At 46.2% G+C, this 18,154-nt stretch carries 16 protein-coding genes; 15 read left to right on the top strand and 1 reads right to left on the bottom strand.

What is annotated here, in order from left to right; translation table 11 throughout:
* The first annotated feature begins 2 nt into the window (after positions 1–2).
* Together DXC01_RS08935 and DXC01_RS08930 are read left to right on the top strand one after the other, a co-directional pair.
* Positions 3–1,010 (top strand): NAD(P)H-dependent glycerol-3-phosphate dehydrogenase, encoded by a 1,008-nt coding sequence (locus DXC01_RS08935; RefSeq protein ID WP_118698751.1) that lies wholly within the window; start codon positions 3–5, stop codon positions 1,008–1,010.
* Positions 1,004–2,368, top strand: coding sequence for an MATE family efflux transporter (locus DXC01_RS08930; protein WP_118698750.1), 1,365 nt, complete (start codon positions 1,004–1,006; stop codon positions 2,366–2,368). Before DXC01_RS08935 ends, DXC01_RS08930 begins: the two co-directional genes overlap by 7 nt.
* Positions 2,369–2,451: 83 nt before the next feature.
* Here DXC01_RS08930 and DXC01_RS08925 read toward each other — a convergent pair whose 3' ends face one another.
* The gene (locus tag DXC01_RS08925) at positions 2,452–3,279 is read right to left on the bottom strand and encodes an aldo/keto reductase (RefSeq protein WP_227222449.1); all 828 of its coding nucleotides are present in this window, start codon (positions 3,277–3,279) and stop codon (positions 2,452–2,454) included.
* Positions 3,280–3,645: 366 nt separating this feature from the next.
* On the opposite strand from DXC01_RS08925, the gene DXC01_RS08920 reads away from it, so the two are divergent.
* The 13 genes from DXC01_RS08920 to DXC01_RS08860 form a co-directional block, all read left to right on the top strand.
* Complete coding sequence (locus DXC01_RS08920; RefSeq protein WP_022213879.1) at positions 3,646–4,050, top strand: hypothetical protein; 405 nt, start codon at positions 3,646–3,648, stop codon at positions 4,048–4,050.
* An 80-nt stretch (positions 4,051–4,130) separates the two neighbouring features.
* Entirely contained in the window at positions 4,131–4,316 is a 186-nt protein-coding gene (locus tag DXC01_RS08915; protein WP_022213880.1) for a CooT family nickel-binding protein, read from the top strand.
* 50 nt (positions 4,317–4,366) lie between these two features.
* Entirely contained in the window at positions 4,367–5,293 is a 927-nt protein-coding gene (locus tag DXC01_RS08910; RefSeq protein ID WP_118698749.1) for a methylenetetrahydrofolate reductase, read from the top strand.
* A gap of 28 nt (positions 5,294–5,321) precedes the next feature.
* Entirely contained in the window at positions 5,322–6,092 is a 771-nt protein-coding gene (locus tag DXC01_RS08905; RefSeq protein WP_118698748.1) for an ATP-binding protein, read from the top strand.
* 187 nt (positions 6,093–6,279) lie between these two features.
* Positions 6,280–8,172, top strand: a complete 1,893-nt coding sequence (gene cooS / locus DXC01_RS08900) for an anaerobic carbon-monoxide dehydrogenase catalytic subunit (protein WP_118698747.1) — start codon at positions 6,280–6,282, stop codon at positions 8,170–8,172.
* Between the two features lie 24 nt (positions 8,173–8,196).
* Positions 8,197–8,970, top strand: coding sequence for an ATP-binding protein (locus DXC01_RS08895; RefSeq protein ID WP_022213884.1), 774 nt, complete (start codon positions 8,197–8,199; stop codon positions 8,968–8,970).
* A 17-nt stretch (positions 8,971–8,987) separates the two neighbouring features.
* Complete coding sequence (gene acsB / locus DXC01_RS08890) at positions 8,988–11,117, top strand: acetyl-CoA decarbonylase/synthase complex subunit alpha/beta (protein ID WP_022213885.1); 2,130 nt, start codon at positions 8,988–8,990, stop codon at positions 11,115–11,117.
* A gap of 195 nt (positions 11,118–11,312) precedes the next feature.
* On the top strand, positions 11,313–12,254 hold the full coding sequence (gene acsD, locus DXC01_RS08885) for an acetyl-CoA decarbonylase/synthase complex subunit delta (RefSeq protein WP_022213886.1): 942 nt from the start codon (positions 11,313–11,315) through the stop codon (positions 12,252–12,254).
* A gap of 25 nt (positions 12,255–12,279) precedes the next feature.
* Complete coding sequence (acsC, locus tag DXC01_RS08880; RefSeq protein ID WP_022213887.1) at positions 12,280–13,626, top strand: acetyl-CoA decarbonylase/synthase complex subunit gamma; 1,347 nt, start codon at positions 12,280–12,282, stop codon at positions 13,624–13,626.
* 75 nt (positions 13,627–13,701) lie between these two features.
* The gene (acsE, locus tag DXC01_RS08875; protein WP_022213888.1) at positions 13,702–14,490 is read left to right on the top strand and encodes a carbon monoxide dehydrogenase/acetyl-CoA synthase methytransferase subunit; all 789 of its coding nucleotides are present in this window, start codon (positions 13,702–13,704) and stop codon (positions 14,488–14,490) included.
* 144 nt (positions 14,491–14,634) lie between these two features.
* The gene (acsV, locus tag DXC01_RS08870; RefSeq protein WP_022213889.1) at positions 14,635–16,563 is read left to right on the top strand and encodes a corrinoid activation/regeneration protein AcsV; all 1,929 of its coding nucleotides are present in this window, start codon (positions 14,635–14,637) and stop codon (positions 16,561–16,563) included.
* Positions 16,564–16,632: 69 nt separating this feature from the next.
* Complete coding sequence (locus DXC01_RS08865; RefSeq protein WP_199704993.1) at positions 16,633–17,334, top strand: DUF3786 domain-containing protein; 702 nt, start codon at positions 16,633–16,635, stop codon at positions 17,332–17,334.
* A gap of 89 nt (positions 17,335–17,423) precedes the next feature.
* The coding region (locus DXC01_RS08860; RefSeq protein ID WP_118698746.1) for a formate--tetrahydrofolate ligase at positions 17,424–18,154 on the top strand (731 nt) is incomplete at its 3' end.

The following is an 18,154-nucleotide window of genomic DNA, read 5'->3' as shown; positions in this document are numbered from 1 at the left end:
ATATGGCAAAAATCAGTGTATTGGGAGCAGGAAGCTGGGGAACTGCACTTTCAGTCCTTCTGAGCAATAATGGACATGAGGTTCGTCTCTGGTCCAGATTTCAGGAAGAAGTAGATGCTCTCAAAGAAACGAGAGAACTTACTTCCAAACTGCCGGGGGTACATATCCCGGAGAATATCGATCTTACTGCAGACGTGAAAAGCTGCGTGGAAACCGCAGAAGTGATCGTTCTGGCTGTGCCGTCCCCATATATCAGAAGTACATCGAAATTGATGGCACCTGATGTAAAGGAAGGACAGATCATTGTCAATGTTGCCAAGGGAATCGAAGAAAAGACCCTGATGACCATGACAGACATCATCAGCGAAGAGATCCCGGCAGCAGGCGTCTACGTGCTTTCCGGACCGAGCCACGCAGAGGAAGTGGGAAGAGGGCTTCCGACGACCTGCGTGATCAGCGGACCGAAGAGAGAGACAGCAGAGTATCTCCAGGGGATTTTTACAAGTCCTGTATTCCGCGTTTATACGACACCGGATACGCTCGGCGTAGAACTTGGAGGCTCACTCAAGAATGTGATCGCACTTGCGGCAGGAACCGCAGACGGACTTGGATATGGAGACAACACCAAGGCGGCTCTGATCACACGAGGAATTGCGGAGATCGCACGCCTTGGAACGAAGATGGGCGCCAGAGTGGAGACTTTTGGAGGGCTTTCCGGGATCGGAGATCTGATCGTAACCTGCGCGAGTGTCCACAGCCGTAACCGCAAAGCCGGCTATCTGATCGGTAAGGGATACACGATGCAGCAGGCAATGGATGAAGTTCAGATGGTCGTCGAGGGCGTTTATTCCGCCAAGGCAGCCAAGAGCCTTGCTGAGAAATACGAAGTAGAGATGCCGATCATCATGGAAGTCAACAAAGTCCTGTTTGAAGACAAACCAGCAGCCGACGCCGTAAGAGATCTGATGCTCCGCGATAAAAAAGTAGAAACACCAATGCTGCCATGGTAAAAACAGTCAAAAAAGACGATTTTTACCGGCAGATGTTCAAGCTTGCGATTCCGATCATCATTCAGAACCTGCTCAGTGCGGCAGTAAACTCATCGGATGTGATCATGCTGAATTATGTAGGACAGTCTGCGATCTCGGCAGTATCACTGGCAGCAAATTATTCTAACATTCTGTTTATGGTATATTATGGACTGGGCACAGGAGCGTCCCTTCTGTGTGCGCAGTACTTTGGTAAGAAAAACATGCAGGCGATCCACGCCGTAGAGGGAATTGCCCTTCGGTTTTCGCTTGCGATCTCAGCACTTGTGGCACTGGCTGCATTTACCATACCGCAGAGAATGTTATTGTTATTCACTTCGGATCAGGAACTGATCGCGATCGGATCTTCCTACATACGGATCATGGGAATTACTTATCTCTGCTGGGGAGTGACAGAAATCTACCTTGCGATCCTTCGAAGCATCGGTCGCGTGACGATTAGTATGGCATTGAACATGCTGGCATTCGGACTGAATATTCTGCTGAATGCAGTGTTTATTTTCGGACTGTTTGGAGCGCCGAAACTTGGAGTGACCGGTGTGGCGATCGCAACGGCATCTTCCAGACTGATACAGCTCATTGCCTGCGTGATCGTATCTTTGTTGAGCAAAGATGTGAAACTGAATCCTATTTATATGTTTATCCGAAGCAAGACACTGCTGAATGATTTCATCCACCTTTCTCTTCCGGCACTTGGAAATGACCTTTCCTGGAGCGTGGCTTTTTCCATGTATTCCGTAATTCTGGGACATCTTGGAACAGAGGCGGTGGCAGCCAATTCACTGGTGACTGTTGTTCGAAACGTTGGATCTGTTTTCTGCTTTGCGATCGCGAGTGCAGGAACGATCCTTCTCGGCAGAGTGATGGGACAGGGAGAACTCGAGAAATCCAAATCCTATGCGTCCGGAATGCTGAAGATGACAGTTGTGGCAGGAGCAGTGGGAGGCGTGATCGTACTGGCGGTTACTCCGTTTGTACTGAGATTTGCATCTCTGAATGATACGGCAATGCATTATCTGAAATATATGCTCCTGATCAACAGCTACTATATCATGGGATCTGCGGTAAACACAGCACTGATCGCCGGGGTTTTCCGCGCGGGAGGCGATACGAAATTCGGTCTGATCTGTGATACGATCGATATGTGGGTCTACGCAGTGCCGCTTGGATTCTTTGCAGCGTTCGTGGTGAAGCTTCCGGTGCTCTGGGTATATTTCCTTCTGTGCACCGATGAATTTGTAAAATGGCCATGGGTCATCCGTCATTACCGCAAGGGAGAATGGGCAAAGAATATCACAAGAGAAGATATCTTCGAATAACTGAATGTAAGGCTTAAAAAAGCCGGTCGATCATACACAAAAGGTGATCAACCGGCTTTTGACCGCGTATAATATGAAAATAATCAAAAAATAGTATCTCTCAGATCCTCCGGAACATGAGAACTGTGGTAATTCTGATTGAGCGTGTCGAGAAGATCCATGTCCTCCTGCTCAATCTCAAAATCAAAAATACGTGCATTGGCAGCAATACGCTCCGGGCGGGTGGATTTTGGAATTACGGAGATACCCTTCTGAACAGCCCAGCGTAGTCCGATCTGAGCAGGCGTATGTGCATATTTCGTACCAAGTACGCAGAGGATATCATTGTCCAGATAAGCGCCTCGCGCCAGTGGAGCATAAGCCTGTACCTGGATCCCGTTTGCCTGGCAGTATTCAATGAGCTCCCGCGGATAGCAGAGAGGATGGCATTCGATCTGGTTGACTGCAGGAATGATCCCGGATACCTTACGAAGTTCTTCAAGATGACGGATCTCAAAATTGCTGACACCGATAGAAAGAGCCCGTCCAGATTCAAGAAATTTCTCCATTTCCTTCCAGGTATTGAGATAACATCCCGGAACCGGCCAGTGGATCAGATAAAGATCGATATAATCAAGACCAAGACGGTCAAGGCTTCGCTCAAAAGCCCCGTCCACATCTCCGAGACGCTGTGCGTTATTCCAGATCTTGGTGGTGATAAAAAGATCCTTGCGCGGAACTCCGCATCGTGCAATACCACGTCCGACACTCTCTTCGTTCTTGTATGCAGAAGCAGTATCGAACAGGCGGTAGCCGTTCTTGGTTGCGGATATGATGGCATTCTCTGCCTCGTCGTCAGCGGTGGCTTTATATAGACCCAGTCCCAGAAGCGGCATGGTTCTGTCATTATTTAAGAATACAGAAGTAGTCAAAATGCTTCCTCCTTGCTTATCAATTTAAAAATTTTTATATATTATAACATAAAAATGTGAAAGAAGAACATCAAATATGTTAAATATTTAATACATGAAGTTACATAGGCATGGAAAAAAGGTGAAAATAAAGATTGTTAATATTAAAACGATGGCGTTATTTATATAACGAGAAAAATGATCGGCAGATGCGAAAAAATGCAAAAAAAGAAATAGAAACAGGAATGATTTTTGTGCGGTTTTTCTCAATATAGCCTTGATTAACTATAACAAAAGATGTATAATGAATTTAATTGATAAATTCTTGTCAGAAGTTTGTCACGTTTAAGACAGACTGACAGGGATTCGTGCAGAAAGGAGTAGACAATGCACTTAATAAAAGATGAAAACGGAAACCTTGTCCAGCATGGACACGAACATACAGAGGGACACACACACGAACACACACATGCGGATGGTGTGACTCATACACATTCTCATTCTCACGGAGACGGCGAACATGCACATACACACGACAGCAGCTGTTCCAGCCAGGAACACTGTGGATCCTGTGAGGGCGGAGACTGCAAGAAAGAGACAGTAGCACTTCTGACTTACATGCTGCAGCACAATGAGCATCACGCAGCAGAGCTTGACCAGATGGCCGATAACCTGGAGAAGATGGGACTTGCAAGTTCAGCCAAGACAATCAAGGAAGCAGTTGCAGATTTCCAGAAGGGCAACATGCGCCTGGGACTTGCACTTACACTTGTTAAGGAAGAAATGAAATAGGATCTGTTACTGTGAACGGTAATCTTGAATTTTAATATGACACAATAATATGACACAACAGAACGGCGGAGGTGAGAGTTATGTGTCTTGCAACTGTATACAAAGAAAGCGATAATTCTGTTATCTTTAAGAATGTATCCAGAATTGATGTAGATGGAAATAAACTGGTGCTCAGAGACATTATGGGAGATGAGCGTGTCGTAGAGGGACATATCCTTATGGTAGACCTGGCAAACAGCATTGTAAAGCTTTGCTGCGATGACTGATCGTCCGGGACTTACAAGAATCAAATAAAATTGCATAAGGAGGTGCAGCTATGGCATCAGTAAAATTGACTGAGCTGATGAAAGAAAGACAACTTCTTTCTTTTGAACTGTTTCCGCCCAAGACCGACAAGGGCATGGAGAATCTTCCGGGAACGATCGAGCATCTCTGTCAGTTTGATCCAGAATATATCTCTGTTACATACGGAGCCGGAGGCGGCAATGTAGGAGCGAACAGAGAAGTATGCCAGATGGTAAAGAAAGCCGGTACTGTTCCGGTAACTCATTTTACGGTTATCAAGAACACCAAAGAAGGAATCAGGGATCAGCTTGAGACATACCTGAGTGAGGGCGTTGATCATATCCTTGCTCTTCGCGGAGATTTCCCGAGAGGAGAACACTCCACAGGCGGAGATTTTAACTATGCGACAGATCTTGTCAAGTTTATCCGCCGGGAATTTGGAGACAAGTTTGAAATTGCAGTAGCAGGTTCGCCGGAAGGGCATATCGCATGCCGCAGCCTGGATGCAGATGTTTCCGTCCTTAAGATGAAACAGGACAATGGTGCTGATTATATCATGACGCAGCTCTGCTGGGATATGGAGCAGTTCGCACGCTGGCAGGACAAGATCCGCAAGGCCGGTGTCACGATGCCGATCGATGTAGGGATCATGCCGATCTTGGATCAGGCAGCTACGATCAGCATGGCTCTTTCACGTAATGGCTGTGTTATGGATCGAGAACTTTCCAGACTTATCTCTAAATACTGGATCTTCCCGAATCCGTTCGATAAAGCACCATTCGACGATAACCTTGAACAGAAGAAAGAAGATTTCAAGAAAGCCGGTATTGAGTACACGATCAGGCAGATTGACAAATACCGTGCTCTTGGCGTAGAAGGTATCCACCTGTATGCGCTGAATAAATGGAAAGACGTAAGCGAGATCATCAATGCATCTGGCATGCGTACATTAATATGAAAATAGAGTAGGAGGCACTCTTTAAGTTATGGCACATGTGATTGCTGTCGCCGGTAAAGGCGGCGTAGGTAAAACTACTTTATGTGGAATGCTGATCCAGTATCTCTGCGAACAGAACAAAGGACCGATCCTTGCAGTTGATGCAGATGCGAATTCCAACCTGAACGAAGTCCTGGGAGTAAAGGTTGACACAACTCTCGGTGATGTACGTGAGGAGATCGCACAGGCAGAGATCGCAAAGGAAAGCCCGATTCCGAAAGGAATGTCCAAGGCAGATTATGCTGAACTCAGATTTGAGGATGCACTGGTTGAGGAAGATGATTTTGATCTGCTCGTAATGGGCAGAACACAGGGAAAGGGCTGCTACTGTTATGTAAACGGCCTGCTTCAGGCTCAGCTTGCCAAGTATCAGAATCATTATCCATATATCGTAGTAGATAACGAAGCAGGTATGGAGCATATCAGCAGAGGCGTTCTTCCGTCCATGCAGACTGCGATCCTGGTGAGCGACTGCTCCCGAAGAGGAATCCAGGCTGTTGGAAGGATCGCGAAACTGATCGATGAATGCGGAATGAAACCGGACACGGTAGGACTGATCGTCAACCGTGCACCGAAGGGAGAACTGAATGACGGAATCAAAGAAGAGATCGCCAATCAGGGACTTCATCTTCTCGGCGTAGTACCGCAGGATGAAACTGTTTATGAATATGACTGTGATGGCAAACCTACAGCCAGTCTTCCGGAGGACAATCCGGTCAAGAAGGCATTAAGGGAAATTGCCGGCAAGTTAAGTTTATAATCATGATTCTCCTGCGATCACAGCAGGAGAATTTATAACAGATGCTGAACAATACAGGATTCAGCAGATTTTTTACAGGAAAATAACCCATGGGCGGGGATGGGTTCTGTCTGGAGGGTTATTATATAAAACTTTATAGAAAGGTAAAAATACATGACTCATCATGTATAATAAAAGGAGGTCTATAATGAGTGAATTCAAATTAACTACAGTGGAAGAATTTGAAGCTGCTACCAACCGACTGTTGGAAACTGGCGCAAAGGTAGGCGCAGACGCTTGGCAGTTCCGTGTAAAAAACCAGACTCCACACTGTAAGTTCGGTGAGCAGGGTATCTGCTGCCGTATCTGTTCCATGGGACCATGTCGTATTACTCCAAAGGCTCCGAGAGGAATCTGCGGATGCGATGCACACGGTATCGTAGGAAGAAACTTCCTTCGCTTCACAGCAGGCGGAGCAGCTACACATTCCGATCATGGACGTGAGATCTGTATCACCCTCGGACATGCAAAAGAAGGCGGCGACTATCAGGTAAAAGATCCTGAGAAACTGATCCGTATCGCAAAAGAATGGGGCGTTGAGACAGAAGGCAAAGACATCTACGATCTTGCTCATGAGATGTCTGACCTGGCTCAGGAAGAATACGGAAAGATCAGAGGCTTTTCCAGATGGCTTAAGAGAGCACCTCAGCATACACAGGATCTGTGGCACGAAGCAGGAATCGAGCCAAGAGCAATCGACCGTGAGGTTTCCTGTGCATTACATATGACCCATATGGGTAACACCTGCAAACCGGAGGCACTGATCCGTCAGGCACTTCGTAACGGACTTTCTGATGGATGGGGCGGTTCCATGTGTGGAACAGAGTTCTCTGACGTACTGTTCGGAACTCCGAAGCCGATCGAAACAGAAGCAAACCTTGGCGTTATGAACGCAGAAAACGTAAACATCGTAGTACACGGACATGATCCGAGCCTTTCTGAGATGATCTGTGAAGTTGCAGACAGCAAAGAAATGATCGACTACGCAAAATCCATGGGTGCAAAAGGCATCACTATTTCCGGTGTATGTTGTACATCAAACGAAGTAGCTATGCGTCGTGGTATCCCGATGGCTGGTAACTTCTTACAGCAGGAAAACGTTGTTCTGACTGGTGCATGTGAAGCGATCGTTGTTGACGTTCAGTGTATCTTCCCGGCATTAGGACCTCTGAGCAAATGTTTCCATACTAAATTCATCACAACTTCTCCGATCTGTCAGATGCCAGATTCCGAATTCATCGAATTCAGCGCAGGCACAGCAGGAGAAAAAGCACGTCAGATCGTTAAACTGGCATGTGAGAACTTCAAGAACAGAAAACCGGATCTCGTATATATCCCGGATATGAAACAGAAAGCAACTGTTGGATACTCTGTTGAAGCAATCGTTAAGACACTTGACGGTGTAACAAACTCTCAGGTAGATGAAACAGGAACAACCAAACCTCTCCTTGAGTGCATCACATCTGGTGTTATCCGTGGTGCTGTTGCAATGGTTGGATGTAACAACCCGAAGATCAGACCTGACTCCGCTCATATCGAGCTGATGAAGAAACTGCTTGCAAACGATATCGTTATCATCGCTTCCGGATGTTCAGCACAGGCAGCTGCAAAAGCAGGCCTTATGGACAAAGCTGCCAAAGATCTCTGCGGTGCAGGACTGAAACGTGTCTGTGAGCTTGCGGACATCCCGCCAGTATTACACATGGGATCCTGTGTAGATATCAGCCGTATGCTGATCCTCGCATCTGAACTTGCAAAGGATTCCGGACTTAACATTTCCCAGCTTCCAGTAGTAGGATGTGCTCCTGAGTGGATGTCTGAGAAAGCTGTTTCCATCGGAAACTACGTAGTAGCAACAGGTCTTGATACCTTCCTTGGCGTAGATCCATATGTATCCGGATCTGATCAGGTGGCAGGACTTCTTACCGAAGGTGTTCGTGACTGGGTAGAAGCTGCTTACACAGTAGAAAAAGACATTGACAAATTAGGCGATCTGATGATCGAGAGAATCGAAGAGAAGAGAGCAGCTCTCGGCATCTGATAGCAGGAAAGGCGCGATTAACTTATGAAAATAGCAGTAACCGGTAAAGGCGGAGTAGGAAAGACAACTTTTGCGGCAACACTTGCCAGATTATACGCAGACGAAGGAAAGAAGGTCCTTGCGGCAGATGTAGACCCGGATGCAAATCTCGGTCTGGCACTTGGATTTGACGAGGAAACACTGGATTCCATCGTACCGATCTCCAGAATGCGTAAGCTGGTGGAGGAGCGTACCGGAGCCAACAGTCAGAATCAGTTTTATAAACTGAACCCGAAGGTAGACGATATCCCGGATACCTACGGCAAGACCTGCAATGGCGTGAAACTGCTTGTCCTTGGTACCGTGGAAACAGGCGGGGGCGGCTGTGTCTGTCCGGAGCATGTTATGTTGAAACGGATCATTAATAATCTTGTGATTCACAGGGACGATGTGGTGATCCTTGATATGGAAGCCGGTCTGGAGCATCTGGGCCGGGGCACCACGGAAAGCATGGATGAATTTATTGTAGTGATTGAACCAGGGGCAAGAAGTGTGCAGACCTACAAAAATGTAAAACGACTTGCCAAAGATCTCGGTGTCGCACAGGTCAAAGTTGTGGCAAATAAAGTAAGGAACGAGGACGATGAAGCATTCATCCGTTCCAGAATCCCGGCAGAAGATCTTCTTGGAATGATCCACTACAACACAGAAGTTATAGACGCTGACCGTCAGGGAAAATCCCCTTACGATTTCAGCCAGACTGTAACGGCTGAAATAACAAAAATAAAAGAAAAGATTGACCAGAACTCAAGTCTTTAAAAACAGGAGGTATTAACGTGACTTTATTTGATAGAGTATTCGGCGGAAATGATGCTGTATATGGTTTAACAGAGGGCGCTATCGACGGAGCAATCGCTCAGTACGGCGAAGACAAAGCTGTCAGCTTCCCGAACACCGCTTACAGCCTTCCATGTTATTATGCTGTAACAGGAACAAAAGTTACAACATTAAAAGAATTAAAAGAAGCTCTTGGTGTTGTTAAAACACTTATGACAAGAGAAAAAAGATTAAACGATGCATTCATGTCAGGTGTTGCTACAGCACTCTGCGCAGAGTTCATCGAAGTTCTGAAATACATTGATGGTGCAACACCATACGAAGAACCATGCTACGGACATCTTGCAGATGCAGTGATCCGTGAACTTGGTGTACCGCTTGTAACAGGCGATATCCCTGGTGTAGCAGTAATCCTCGGAGCTGCTCCTACAACAGAAGAAGGTGTTGCTCTTGTTAAGAGCTATCAGGCACAGGGTATCCTCGTAACACTGGTTGGCGGAATCATCGACCAGGTTGCAGAAGCTGGAATGAAGACAGGCGCAAACGTTCGTGTTATCCCGCTTGGCAAAGACGTTACAGCAGTTATCCATGTAGTATCTGTAGCACTTCGTGCAGCTCTGATCTTCGGTAACGTAAAACCTGGAGATGCAGGCACACTGATGAAATACACAATGGACCGTGTACCGGCATTCGTAAACGCATTCAAACCTCTGGATGACGTGATCGTAGCTTGTGGTGCAGGTGCTATCGCACTTGGATTCCCGGTAGTTACAAACGAGACAGAGAATATCTTCCGCGTACCGAAGAGCCTTATCGTTCAGGAAGATGTAAGCAAATTCAATGCTACATCCCTGGAAGCACGTGACATCAAGATCAAGATCACAAACATCGATATCCCGGTTGCTTTCGCATCCGCATTCGAAGGTGAGATCATCCGTCGTAAAGACATGCAGGTTGAATTCGATGGTTCCCGTGTTGACTGTGCAGAGCTTGTACAGACCTGTGACGCTTCTGAGATCGAAGATCACAAGATCACAGTAGTTGGACCGGAAGTAGACGACATGGAACTTGGAAGCAAGAACAGCATCGCATATGTTGTTAAAGTTGCAGGCAAGAACATGCAGGCAGACTTTGAACCGGTTATCGAGCGTAAATTCCACAACTACATCAACTGTATCGAGGGTGTATACCACACAGGACAGCGTGATATGCAGCGTATCCGTATCAGCATCGAAGCATTCAACGCAGGCTTCAAGATCAAACATATCGGTGAAGTTCTTTACGCTTCTGTCAAGAACGAATTCGACGCAGTTGTTGACAAATGTGAAGTTGTTATCTATACAGATCCGGCAGAATGTACAAGAATCCGTCATGAGGTTGCTATCCCGACCTTCGACAAACGTGATGAGCGTCTTGACACTCTGACAGATGAGTCTGTAGATGTATACTACAGCTGTATCCTCTGCCAGGCATTCTCTCCAAGCCACGTATGCGTAGTAACACCAGAGAGACTTGGTCTTTGCGGTGCCGTTTCATGGCTGGATGCAAAAGCTACACATCAGCTTGATCCTAACGGACCTTGCCAGATCATCACCAAAGAGCGTCCGATCGATGAGAACCTTGGTTCTTACGAAGACGTTGATGAAGCAGTTCAGAAATTCTCACAGGGTGCTCTGGAGCACGTTACACTGTACTCCATCATGCAGGATCCTATGACTTCCTGTGGATGCTTCGAATGTATCTGTGGTATCGAGCCATTCTCCAATGGTGTAGTTATCGCTAACCGTGAGTATGCAGGCATGACACCTCTTGGAATGACCTTCCCAGAAATGGCTTCCATGACAGGCGGCGGTGTTCAGACTCCTGGATTCATGGGACATGGAAAACACTTCATCTCCTCTAAGAAATTCATGAAGGCTGAAGGCGGTATCGAACGTATCGTATGGATGCCAAAAGAACTGAAAGAATTCGTAGCAGAACGTCTGAACAAGACAGCTCAGGAACTCTACGGAATCGAAAACTTCACAGACATGATCGGTGATGAGACCGTAGCAGAAGATCCAGAAACACTGGTAGCATTCCTGACAGAAAAGGGACATCCGGCACTTGGAATGGATCCGATGATGTAATCTCCGCAAAGGGAATGAATGCTTGCATTCATTCCCTGGGAGATTAATCTTAAATTGTTTATGGAATGCATTACGTTACAATTTTTGATATTTTTTTAACATAAATAGCCAACTTCCCTTGTAACTGGCGATTTTATGTAGTATAATGCTATTTGCTATTTGAGTTATTAATAATTAAGAGGAGGCTTATGAGAAATGCCGTTTAATCAGAAACCACAGAAATTTAATGCAAAGATTAACGCTGTCACAATCGGAAGCGGAGATAAGACTGTGACAATCGGTGGAGAAAATTCTTTCCCGTTCTACACATTTGATGCACCAACAGAGAACACAGCCAAAATCGGTGTAGAGATCTCTGACCTTGGACTGGATGAATTTTCAGAAGGTGTAAAAGCTTATTATGAAGGAGCTACAACAATGGCTGAGATCGCTCAGAAAGCAGCAGCTATTGAAGGAGCTGATTTTGTTGCTCTGATCCTGGATGGTGGAGACCCGAACGGAGCAAACAAATCTATCGAAGAACTTATCGAGGTTGTTAAAGAAGTGGCTGGCGCTATCGACTGTCCACTTGTTGTAGAAGGATGCAAGAACGTAGAGAAGGATGCGGAACTTCTCCCGAAAGTTGCAGAAGTTCTTCAGGGAAGAAACGCACTTCTTCTTTCCGAAAAAGAAGAAAACTACAAAGCAATCGGTGCAGCAGCAGGTCTTGCTTACAATCAGATCGTTGGTGCTGAATCAGCCGTTGATATCAACCTTGCAAAACAGTTAAACGTTGTTACTACACAGCTTGGTGTTGATGCGAAGAAGATCGTTATGAACATCGGTAGTGCAGCAGCTGGTTACGGATATGAGTACGTAGTTTCTACTATGGACCGTATCAAAGGTGCAGCATTAGGTCAGAGCGACAATATGCTGCAGATGCCTATTATTACTCCAGTATCCGCAGAGACATGGGCAGTAAAAGAAGCTACAGCTTCTGAAGCTGATATGCCTGAATGGGGATCAGCAGACGAGCGTGGAATCGATATGGAAGTTATGACTGCAGCAGCAGACCTTGCTGCTGGTTCTGATGCCGTAATCTTAAGACATCCGGAATCTGTTAAGACAATTTCCAAACTGATCAAAGCACTTGCTTAAGGAATAATAGGAGGAACAAATAGCTATGGCACTGAATGGTATTCAGATTTTTAAATTAACACCAAAGAAAAACTGTAAGGAATGTGGATGTCCGACATGTATGGCTTTCTCTATGAAAGTTGCACAGGGCGCTATGCAGATCGAACAGTGTCCACATATGTCTGACGAAGCACTGGCTTCCCTGTCTGAGGCAACTGCTCCGCCGATGAAGACAATCAAGATCGGAACAGGCGATGCAGAGTTCACTCTCGGAGGAGAGACTGTTCTGTTCAGACATGAAAAAACATTCGTAAGCAAACCAAGATACGCTGTATCTCTTTGCACATGCATGGATGATGCAGAAGTTGATGCGAAGCTTGCAGCAATCCCACATGTAGACTATGACCGTATCGGTGAGAGAATGCATGTAGAACTTGTATACGTAAACTGCAGCGCAGATGCAGATGCTGCCAAATACACAGCACTTGTAGAAAAAGCAAAAGGCCTTGGAAGAACTCTCGTTCTTGGATGTACAGATCCTGAGATTGCTAAAGCTGCTCTTGAAGTATGCAAGGATGGCAAACCGGTTCTTAACGGAGCTAACGCTGACAACTATGAAGCAATGAACGCAGTTGCTACAGAAGCTGGCGTAGTTCTCGGAGTATCCGGAAAAGACTTAAACGAGCTCTATGATACCGTAGCAGCTCTTGAAAAACTTGGCAACAAGAACCTTGTTCTTGACACAACAGGCGCTGACATCAAAGAAACCTTTGCAAACACTGTACAGGTTCGTCGTGCAGCTCTGAAAGACCAGGATAGAACATTCGGGTATCCGTCTATCGTAAACCTGGTTAAACTTGCTAAGGGTGACTATCATTTACAGGCAGCACTTGCTTCCGTATTTACAATGAAATATGGTTCCATCATCGTTATGGAGCAGATGACATATGCAGAGGCACTTCCGCTGTTCGGTCTTCGTCAGAACGTTTACACAGACCCGCAGAAGCCGATGAAAGTAGAGCCGGGTATCTACCCACTCAACGGTGCAGACGAGAACTCCCTCGTTGTTACAACCGTAGACTTCGCTCTTACATATTTCGTAGTTTCCGGAGAGCTGGAGCGTTCCGGTGTTCCGCTTAACCTGGTTATCAACGATGCAGGCGGACTTTCCGTACTGACATCCTGGGCTGCAGGTAAATTCTCCAGCACCAGCATTTCTGAGTACATCAAAGAAGAAGTTGAGCCGAAGGTTAAATGCCGTAAGCTCGTTATCCCTGGTAAAGTAGCAGTTCTCAAGGGCGACCTTGAAGCTAAACTTCCGGGATGGGAGATCATCGTAGGACCTAGAGAAGCAGTACAGCTTGTAAAATTCTTAAAGGATATGCAGGCATAATTGCCGCATAAAAATAAAATAATGTTCAGGGAGTGAACCTCCCTGAAACATAAAAATGAAAAGGAGATTCAGGGTATGGCAAAATTTGTTACAATTGGAGAGAGACTTTCCACAACAGCACCAGCAGTAAATAAAGCATTCACAGAGAGAGATCCTGAGCCGATCCTCAAGAGAGCAAAACAGCAGCTTGACGCAGGTGCTACATATCTTGATGTAAACATCGGACCAGCTGAGAACGATGGACCGGAACTGATGAAATGGGCTGTAGAACTTCTGCAGGGCAACTTCGACAATGTTCCGCTGGCACTGGATACTTCCAACGTTGCAGCTATCGAAGCTGGTATCTCCGTATACAACCGTTCCAAAGGAAAACCGATCGTAAACTCCGCTGACGCAGCTGGAAGAATCGGATACGTTGATGTTGCAGCAGCTAACGATGCAATCGTTATCGCACTTTGCAACGGCGAAGGAATCGCAAAAGACAATGACGAACGTATGATGTACATGCAGACTCTGATGGAGAGAGGTATGGAGCATGGTATGGACGTTGAGAACGACATGTGGTTTGACCCGTTATTCCTGGTTATCAAAGGAATGCAGGACAAACAGATGGAAGTTCTTGAATTCATCAAAATGATCTCTGATATGGGAATGAAGAGCACCGGTGGTCTTTCCAATAACTCCAACGGTATGCCGAAACACATCCGTCCGATCATGGACTCCGCTATGGTAGCTATGGCTATGATGCAGGGACTTACATCCGCAATCGTTAACCCTAACGACCTGCGTCTGATGGAAACAATCAAATCCTGCGATATCATTAAGAACAACTACCTGTACGCAGATTCCTATCTGGAAATCTAATCAGTCTGACTTTTTTACGGCTGTAGACAAAAAAAGGCTGGAGGCTTCGCGGCCTCTGGCTTTTTTTATCAATTCAGCCAGGTCTGACTCCCAGTGCCACAGGTGAAAAACAAAAATTCACAAGGCGAGAAAGGTGGTTACCGCATGTTTAAGGTGACATTTGCATTTGAAGATGGCAGTAAGGTAGAAGCATTTGCCAATGCGGGGGATAATTTACTCGAAGTTGCACGTGGCGCAAACGTGGCAATCGACGCTCCATGTTCCGGAAATGGAGCCTGCGGAAAATGTCGGGTACAGTTAAAAGGCGGAGAAGTGGACTCCAAGAAGACACTTCATATTTCTGATGAGGAATTTGAAAAAGGCTGGCGTCTTGCCTGCATGAGCAAGATCAGTGCCGACGTGGAGGTACTGGTGCCGGATATCGCATCTGCATACAAGAGCAGAATGAAAGTGGCAGATTTAAGTTCCAAAGAAGAAATTGCAATTTTTGAAAAAGCAAAATCTCAGATCGAAGAAACCGGAATCCAGTTCAGAAACAGCTTGGAAGTTGTGGAACTTCAGATGGCAGAACCATCTCTGGATGATACTATGCCGGATGTTGAGAGACTGACAAGGGCACTTCGGAAATTTATGAACCTTAACCGGATCAGAGTTCCGTATGCTGTTCTCCGTAAGCTTCCGGATGTACTTCGTGCGAGCAAGTTTTCTGTCAAATGTGTTGTTCGCGTGACACCGAATGACATGTTTGTATATGACATCTTTGACAGCAAAGAAGATGTTATCATGGGCGGTCTGGCAGTGGATATCGGTACAACGACCGTTTCTGCTGTGATCATCAATATGGCGACAGGCGAGATCCTTGCCAAGAGTTCTTCCGGAAACGGACAGATCCGTTATGGCGCGGATGTCATCAACCGTATCATTGAGACGACAAAACCAGGTGGAATCAAGAAATTACAGGATGCCGTGATCAAAGAGACGATCAATCCGATGATCCATGAGATGTGCAGAAGCATCCATCTTCCGGAAAATCAGATCTATCGTATGTGCGTGGCTTCTAATACGACGATGAACCATCTGTTTGCTGGGATCAATGCAGACTATCTTCGTACAGAGCCATACATCCCGGCATTCTTTAAGACAAACTCCATGTTTGCATCTGATGTAGGCATCGAGATCAACAAAGACGCACACATCATCATGGCTCCGAATATCGGAAGCTATGTAGGTGGAGATATCACGGCAGGCGCTCTGGTAAGTATGATCTGGAACAGACCAGAATTTTCTCTGTTCATCGACCTTGGTACCAACGGAGAGCTTGTATTTGGTAACTCTGACTTCATGATGAGCTGTGCATGCTCTGCAGGTCCAGCCTTTGAAGGTGGAGATATCAGCTGTGGTATGCGTGCGACAGACGGTGCGATCGAGGCATGTACCATTGACAAGGAAACTATGGAACCTACATACAAGATCGTTGGTGAACCGGGAACCAAACCGGTCGGTCTTTGCGGTTCCGGTATCATAGATGTGATTAGTGAGCTTTATATGACAGGAATCATCAATCCGAAGGGCAAATTTGTCCGCGAAGGCAAGAGGATCCGTCATGACCATTATGGAATGGGAAGCTATGTGATCGCGTTTGAGGAAGAAGCTGGTTCTTCCAAGGATGTAGAGATCACAGAAGTCGACATTGACAACTTTATCCGTGCGAAGGGAGCAATCTTCTCAGCGATCAGAACGATGCTTTCTTCTCTGGATTTCGATGTGTCAATGATCGATGATGTTTATGTTGCAGGCGGTATCGGAAGTGGTATCAATATGCAGAATGCAGTCAATATCGGAATGTTCCCGGATGTTCCGCTGGAGAAATTCCACTACATCGGAAACTCTTCCCTGACTGGTGCATACCTGATGCTTTATTCCACAGAAGCCGAAAAGAAAACATATGATCTTGCAGCCAATATGACTTATATGGAACTTTCAACAGTTCCGACTTACATGGATGAATTCGTGGGAGCATGCTTTATCCCACATACCGATGCATCCATGTTCCCAAACGTTCATCAGAGATAGAATCGTGAAACTGCGTAACAGCGAAGCAATCCGTGGAGATGATAATACTTAAAATTTAAGAGGTGAATTATGAGTTCTGATATAAAAACAATATTTGATCCGGCAGAGATGGAATCTGTGGGAGAGAAACTGGGATATGGAAAAGACAGCAAAGAGCGTCTCCCGTGGGAACATTATCTGAGCCAGTATCAGGAGGCTGATCCGAAGGAAATCGCCGAGAGACTTGGCATTTCCTACAATGAGGAAGAGAAATCTTTTACTCTGAAATTCCTCGGAACGACGTATCAGATTTTCTGGCCGGATTTTCAGGTTAGCCACGAGGCAGACGATATGGGATTTTACCCGCTGGAAACCATGGTTTATGCCAGAACTCTGACGATTCGCTTTCTGCTGAACGGTGCCGCATCTACCGGCACAGGCAAATTCAAAACTTATCGCGAAATGCCGTGGGGAGAAGTCTACCTGAGACAGTTTGATGGAAGATGCATTAAACGACTGGCTTTTTCCTACGGAAACCGCATCAAAGATTTTCAGGCGATCATGGAACACATCCACTGTGTTCCGGTAGAGCACGGTGACATTGCTTATCAGCTTGAGATCTTTCCGGGATACCTGGTGCAGATGATCCTGTGGGAGGGAGACGATGAATTTCCACCGTCCTCACAGATCCTCTTCTCCGACAATTTCCCGGTATCCTTCCAGGCAGAAGACATGGCTGTTATGGGAGATGTGATCATCGGATCACTGAAAGCTTTTGCAAAAGCAATCTGAGATTTTTATCATGTCAAACCTCTGATACAAAAAAGGGGAAAACCCTCTAGTTATAAATAAAACTAAAATAAAACGCGGGAGGTAACATTATGGGATTCAAAAGTGACATCGAAATCGCACAGGAGTGCACAATGGAGCCGATCACCAAGATCGCAGAAAAAGCAGGCATCGACGACAAATATCTGGAGCAGTACGGTAAGTACAAAGCAAAGATCGATTACAATCTTCTGAAAGAAAGCGACAAAAAGGACGGCAAGCTGATCCTCGTAACCGCTATCAACCCGACACCGGCAGGTGAAGGAAAAACAACTACAACCGTAGGTCTTGCAGACGGTATGCAGAGACTCGGTAAGAGTGTTATGGTAGCTCTCCGTGAGCCATCCCTCGGACCGGTATTCGGTGTTAAGGGCGGCGCAGCAGGCGGCGGCTATGCACAGGTAGTTCCGATGGAGGACATCAACCTTCACTTCACAGGTGACTTCCATGCAATCGGCGCAGCGAACAACCTTCTTGCAGCAATGATCGACAACCACATTTTCCAGGGCAACGCACTGAACATCGACCCGAGAAAAATCACATGGAGAAGATGCGTGGACATGAACGACCGTCAGCTCCGTAACGTAGTAGACGGCCTCGGCGGAAGAACAAACGGAATGCCGCGTGAAGACGGATATGACATCACTGTTGCATCCGAGATCATGGCAGTTCTCTGCCTCGCAAGCGATATTTCAGACCTGAAAGAAAGACTTTCCAGGATCATCATCGGATATACCTACGGTAAAGTATCCGAGCAGAAACCGGTAACAGCAGGTGACCTCCA

It is taken from the genome of Blautia sp. OM07-19 (assembly GCF_003481595.1).
Lineage (GTDB): Bacteria > Bacillota > Clostridia > Lachnospirales > Lachnospiraceae > Blautia_A > Blautia_A intestinihominis.
Note: the sequence above shows the minus strand (reverse complement) of the source record. Positions and strands in the feature narration are given on the sequence as shown.

Coding starts and splice junctions, on each gene's coding strand:
- DXC01_RS08935 (WP_118698751.1), top strand. CDS start 3: ATGGCAAAAATCAGTGTATTGGGAGCAGGAAGCTGGGGAACTGCACTT.
- DXC01_RS08930 (WP_118698750.1), top strand. CDS start 1,004: ATGGTAAAAACAGTCAAAAAAGACGATTTTTACCGGCAGATGTTCAAG.
- DXC01_RS08920 (WP_022213879.1), top strand. CDS start 3,646: ATGCACTTAATAAAAGATGAAAACGGAAACCTTGTCCAGCATGGACAC.
- DXC01_RS08915 (WP_022213880.1), top strand. CDS start 4,131: ATGTGTCTTGCAACTGTATACAAAGAAAGCGATAATTCTGTTATCTTT.
- DXC01_RS08910 (WP_118698749.1), top strand. CDS start 4,367: ATGGCATCAGTAAAATTGACTGAGCTGATGAAAGAAAGACAACTTCTT.
- DXC01_RS08905 (WP_118698748.1), top strand. CDS start 5,322: ATGGCACATGTGATTGCTGTCGCCGGTAAAGGCGGCGTAGGTAAAACT.
- cooS (WP_118698747.1), top strand. CDS start 6,280: ATGAGTGAATTCAAATTAACTACAGTGGAAGAATTTGAAGCTGCTACC.
- DXC01_RS08895 (WP_022213884.1), top strand. CDS start 8,197: ATGAAAATAGCAGTAACCGGTAAAGGCGGAGTAGGAAAGACAACTTTT.
- acsD (WP_022213886.1), top strand. CDS start 11,313: ATGCCGTTTAATCAGAAACCACAGAAATTTAATGCAAAGATTAACGCT.
- acsC (WP_022213887.1), top strand. CDS start 12,280: ATGGCACTGAATGGTATTCAGATTTTTAAATTAACACCAAAGAAAAAC.
- acsE (WP_022213888.1), top strand. CDS start 13,702: ATGGCAAAATTTGTTACAATTGGAGAGAGACTTTCCACAACAGCACCA.
- acsV (WP_022213889.1), top strand. CDS start 14,635: ATGTTTAAGGTGACATTTGCATTTGAAGATGGCAGTAAGGTAGAAGCA.
- DXC01_RS08865 (WP_199704993.1), top strand. CDS start 16,633: ATGAGTTCTGATATAAAAACAATATTTGATCCGGCAGAGATGGAATCT.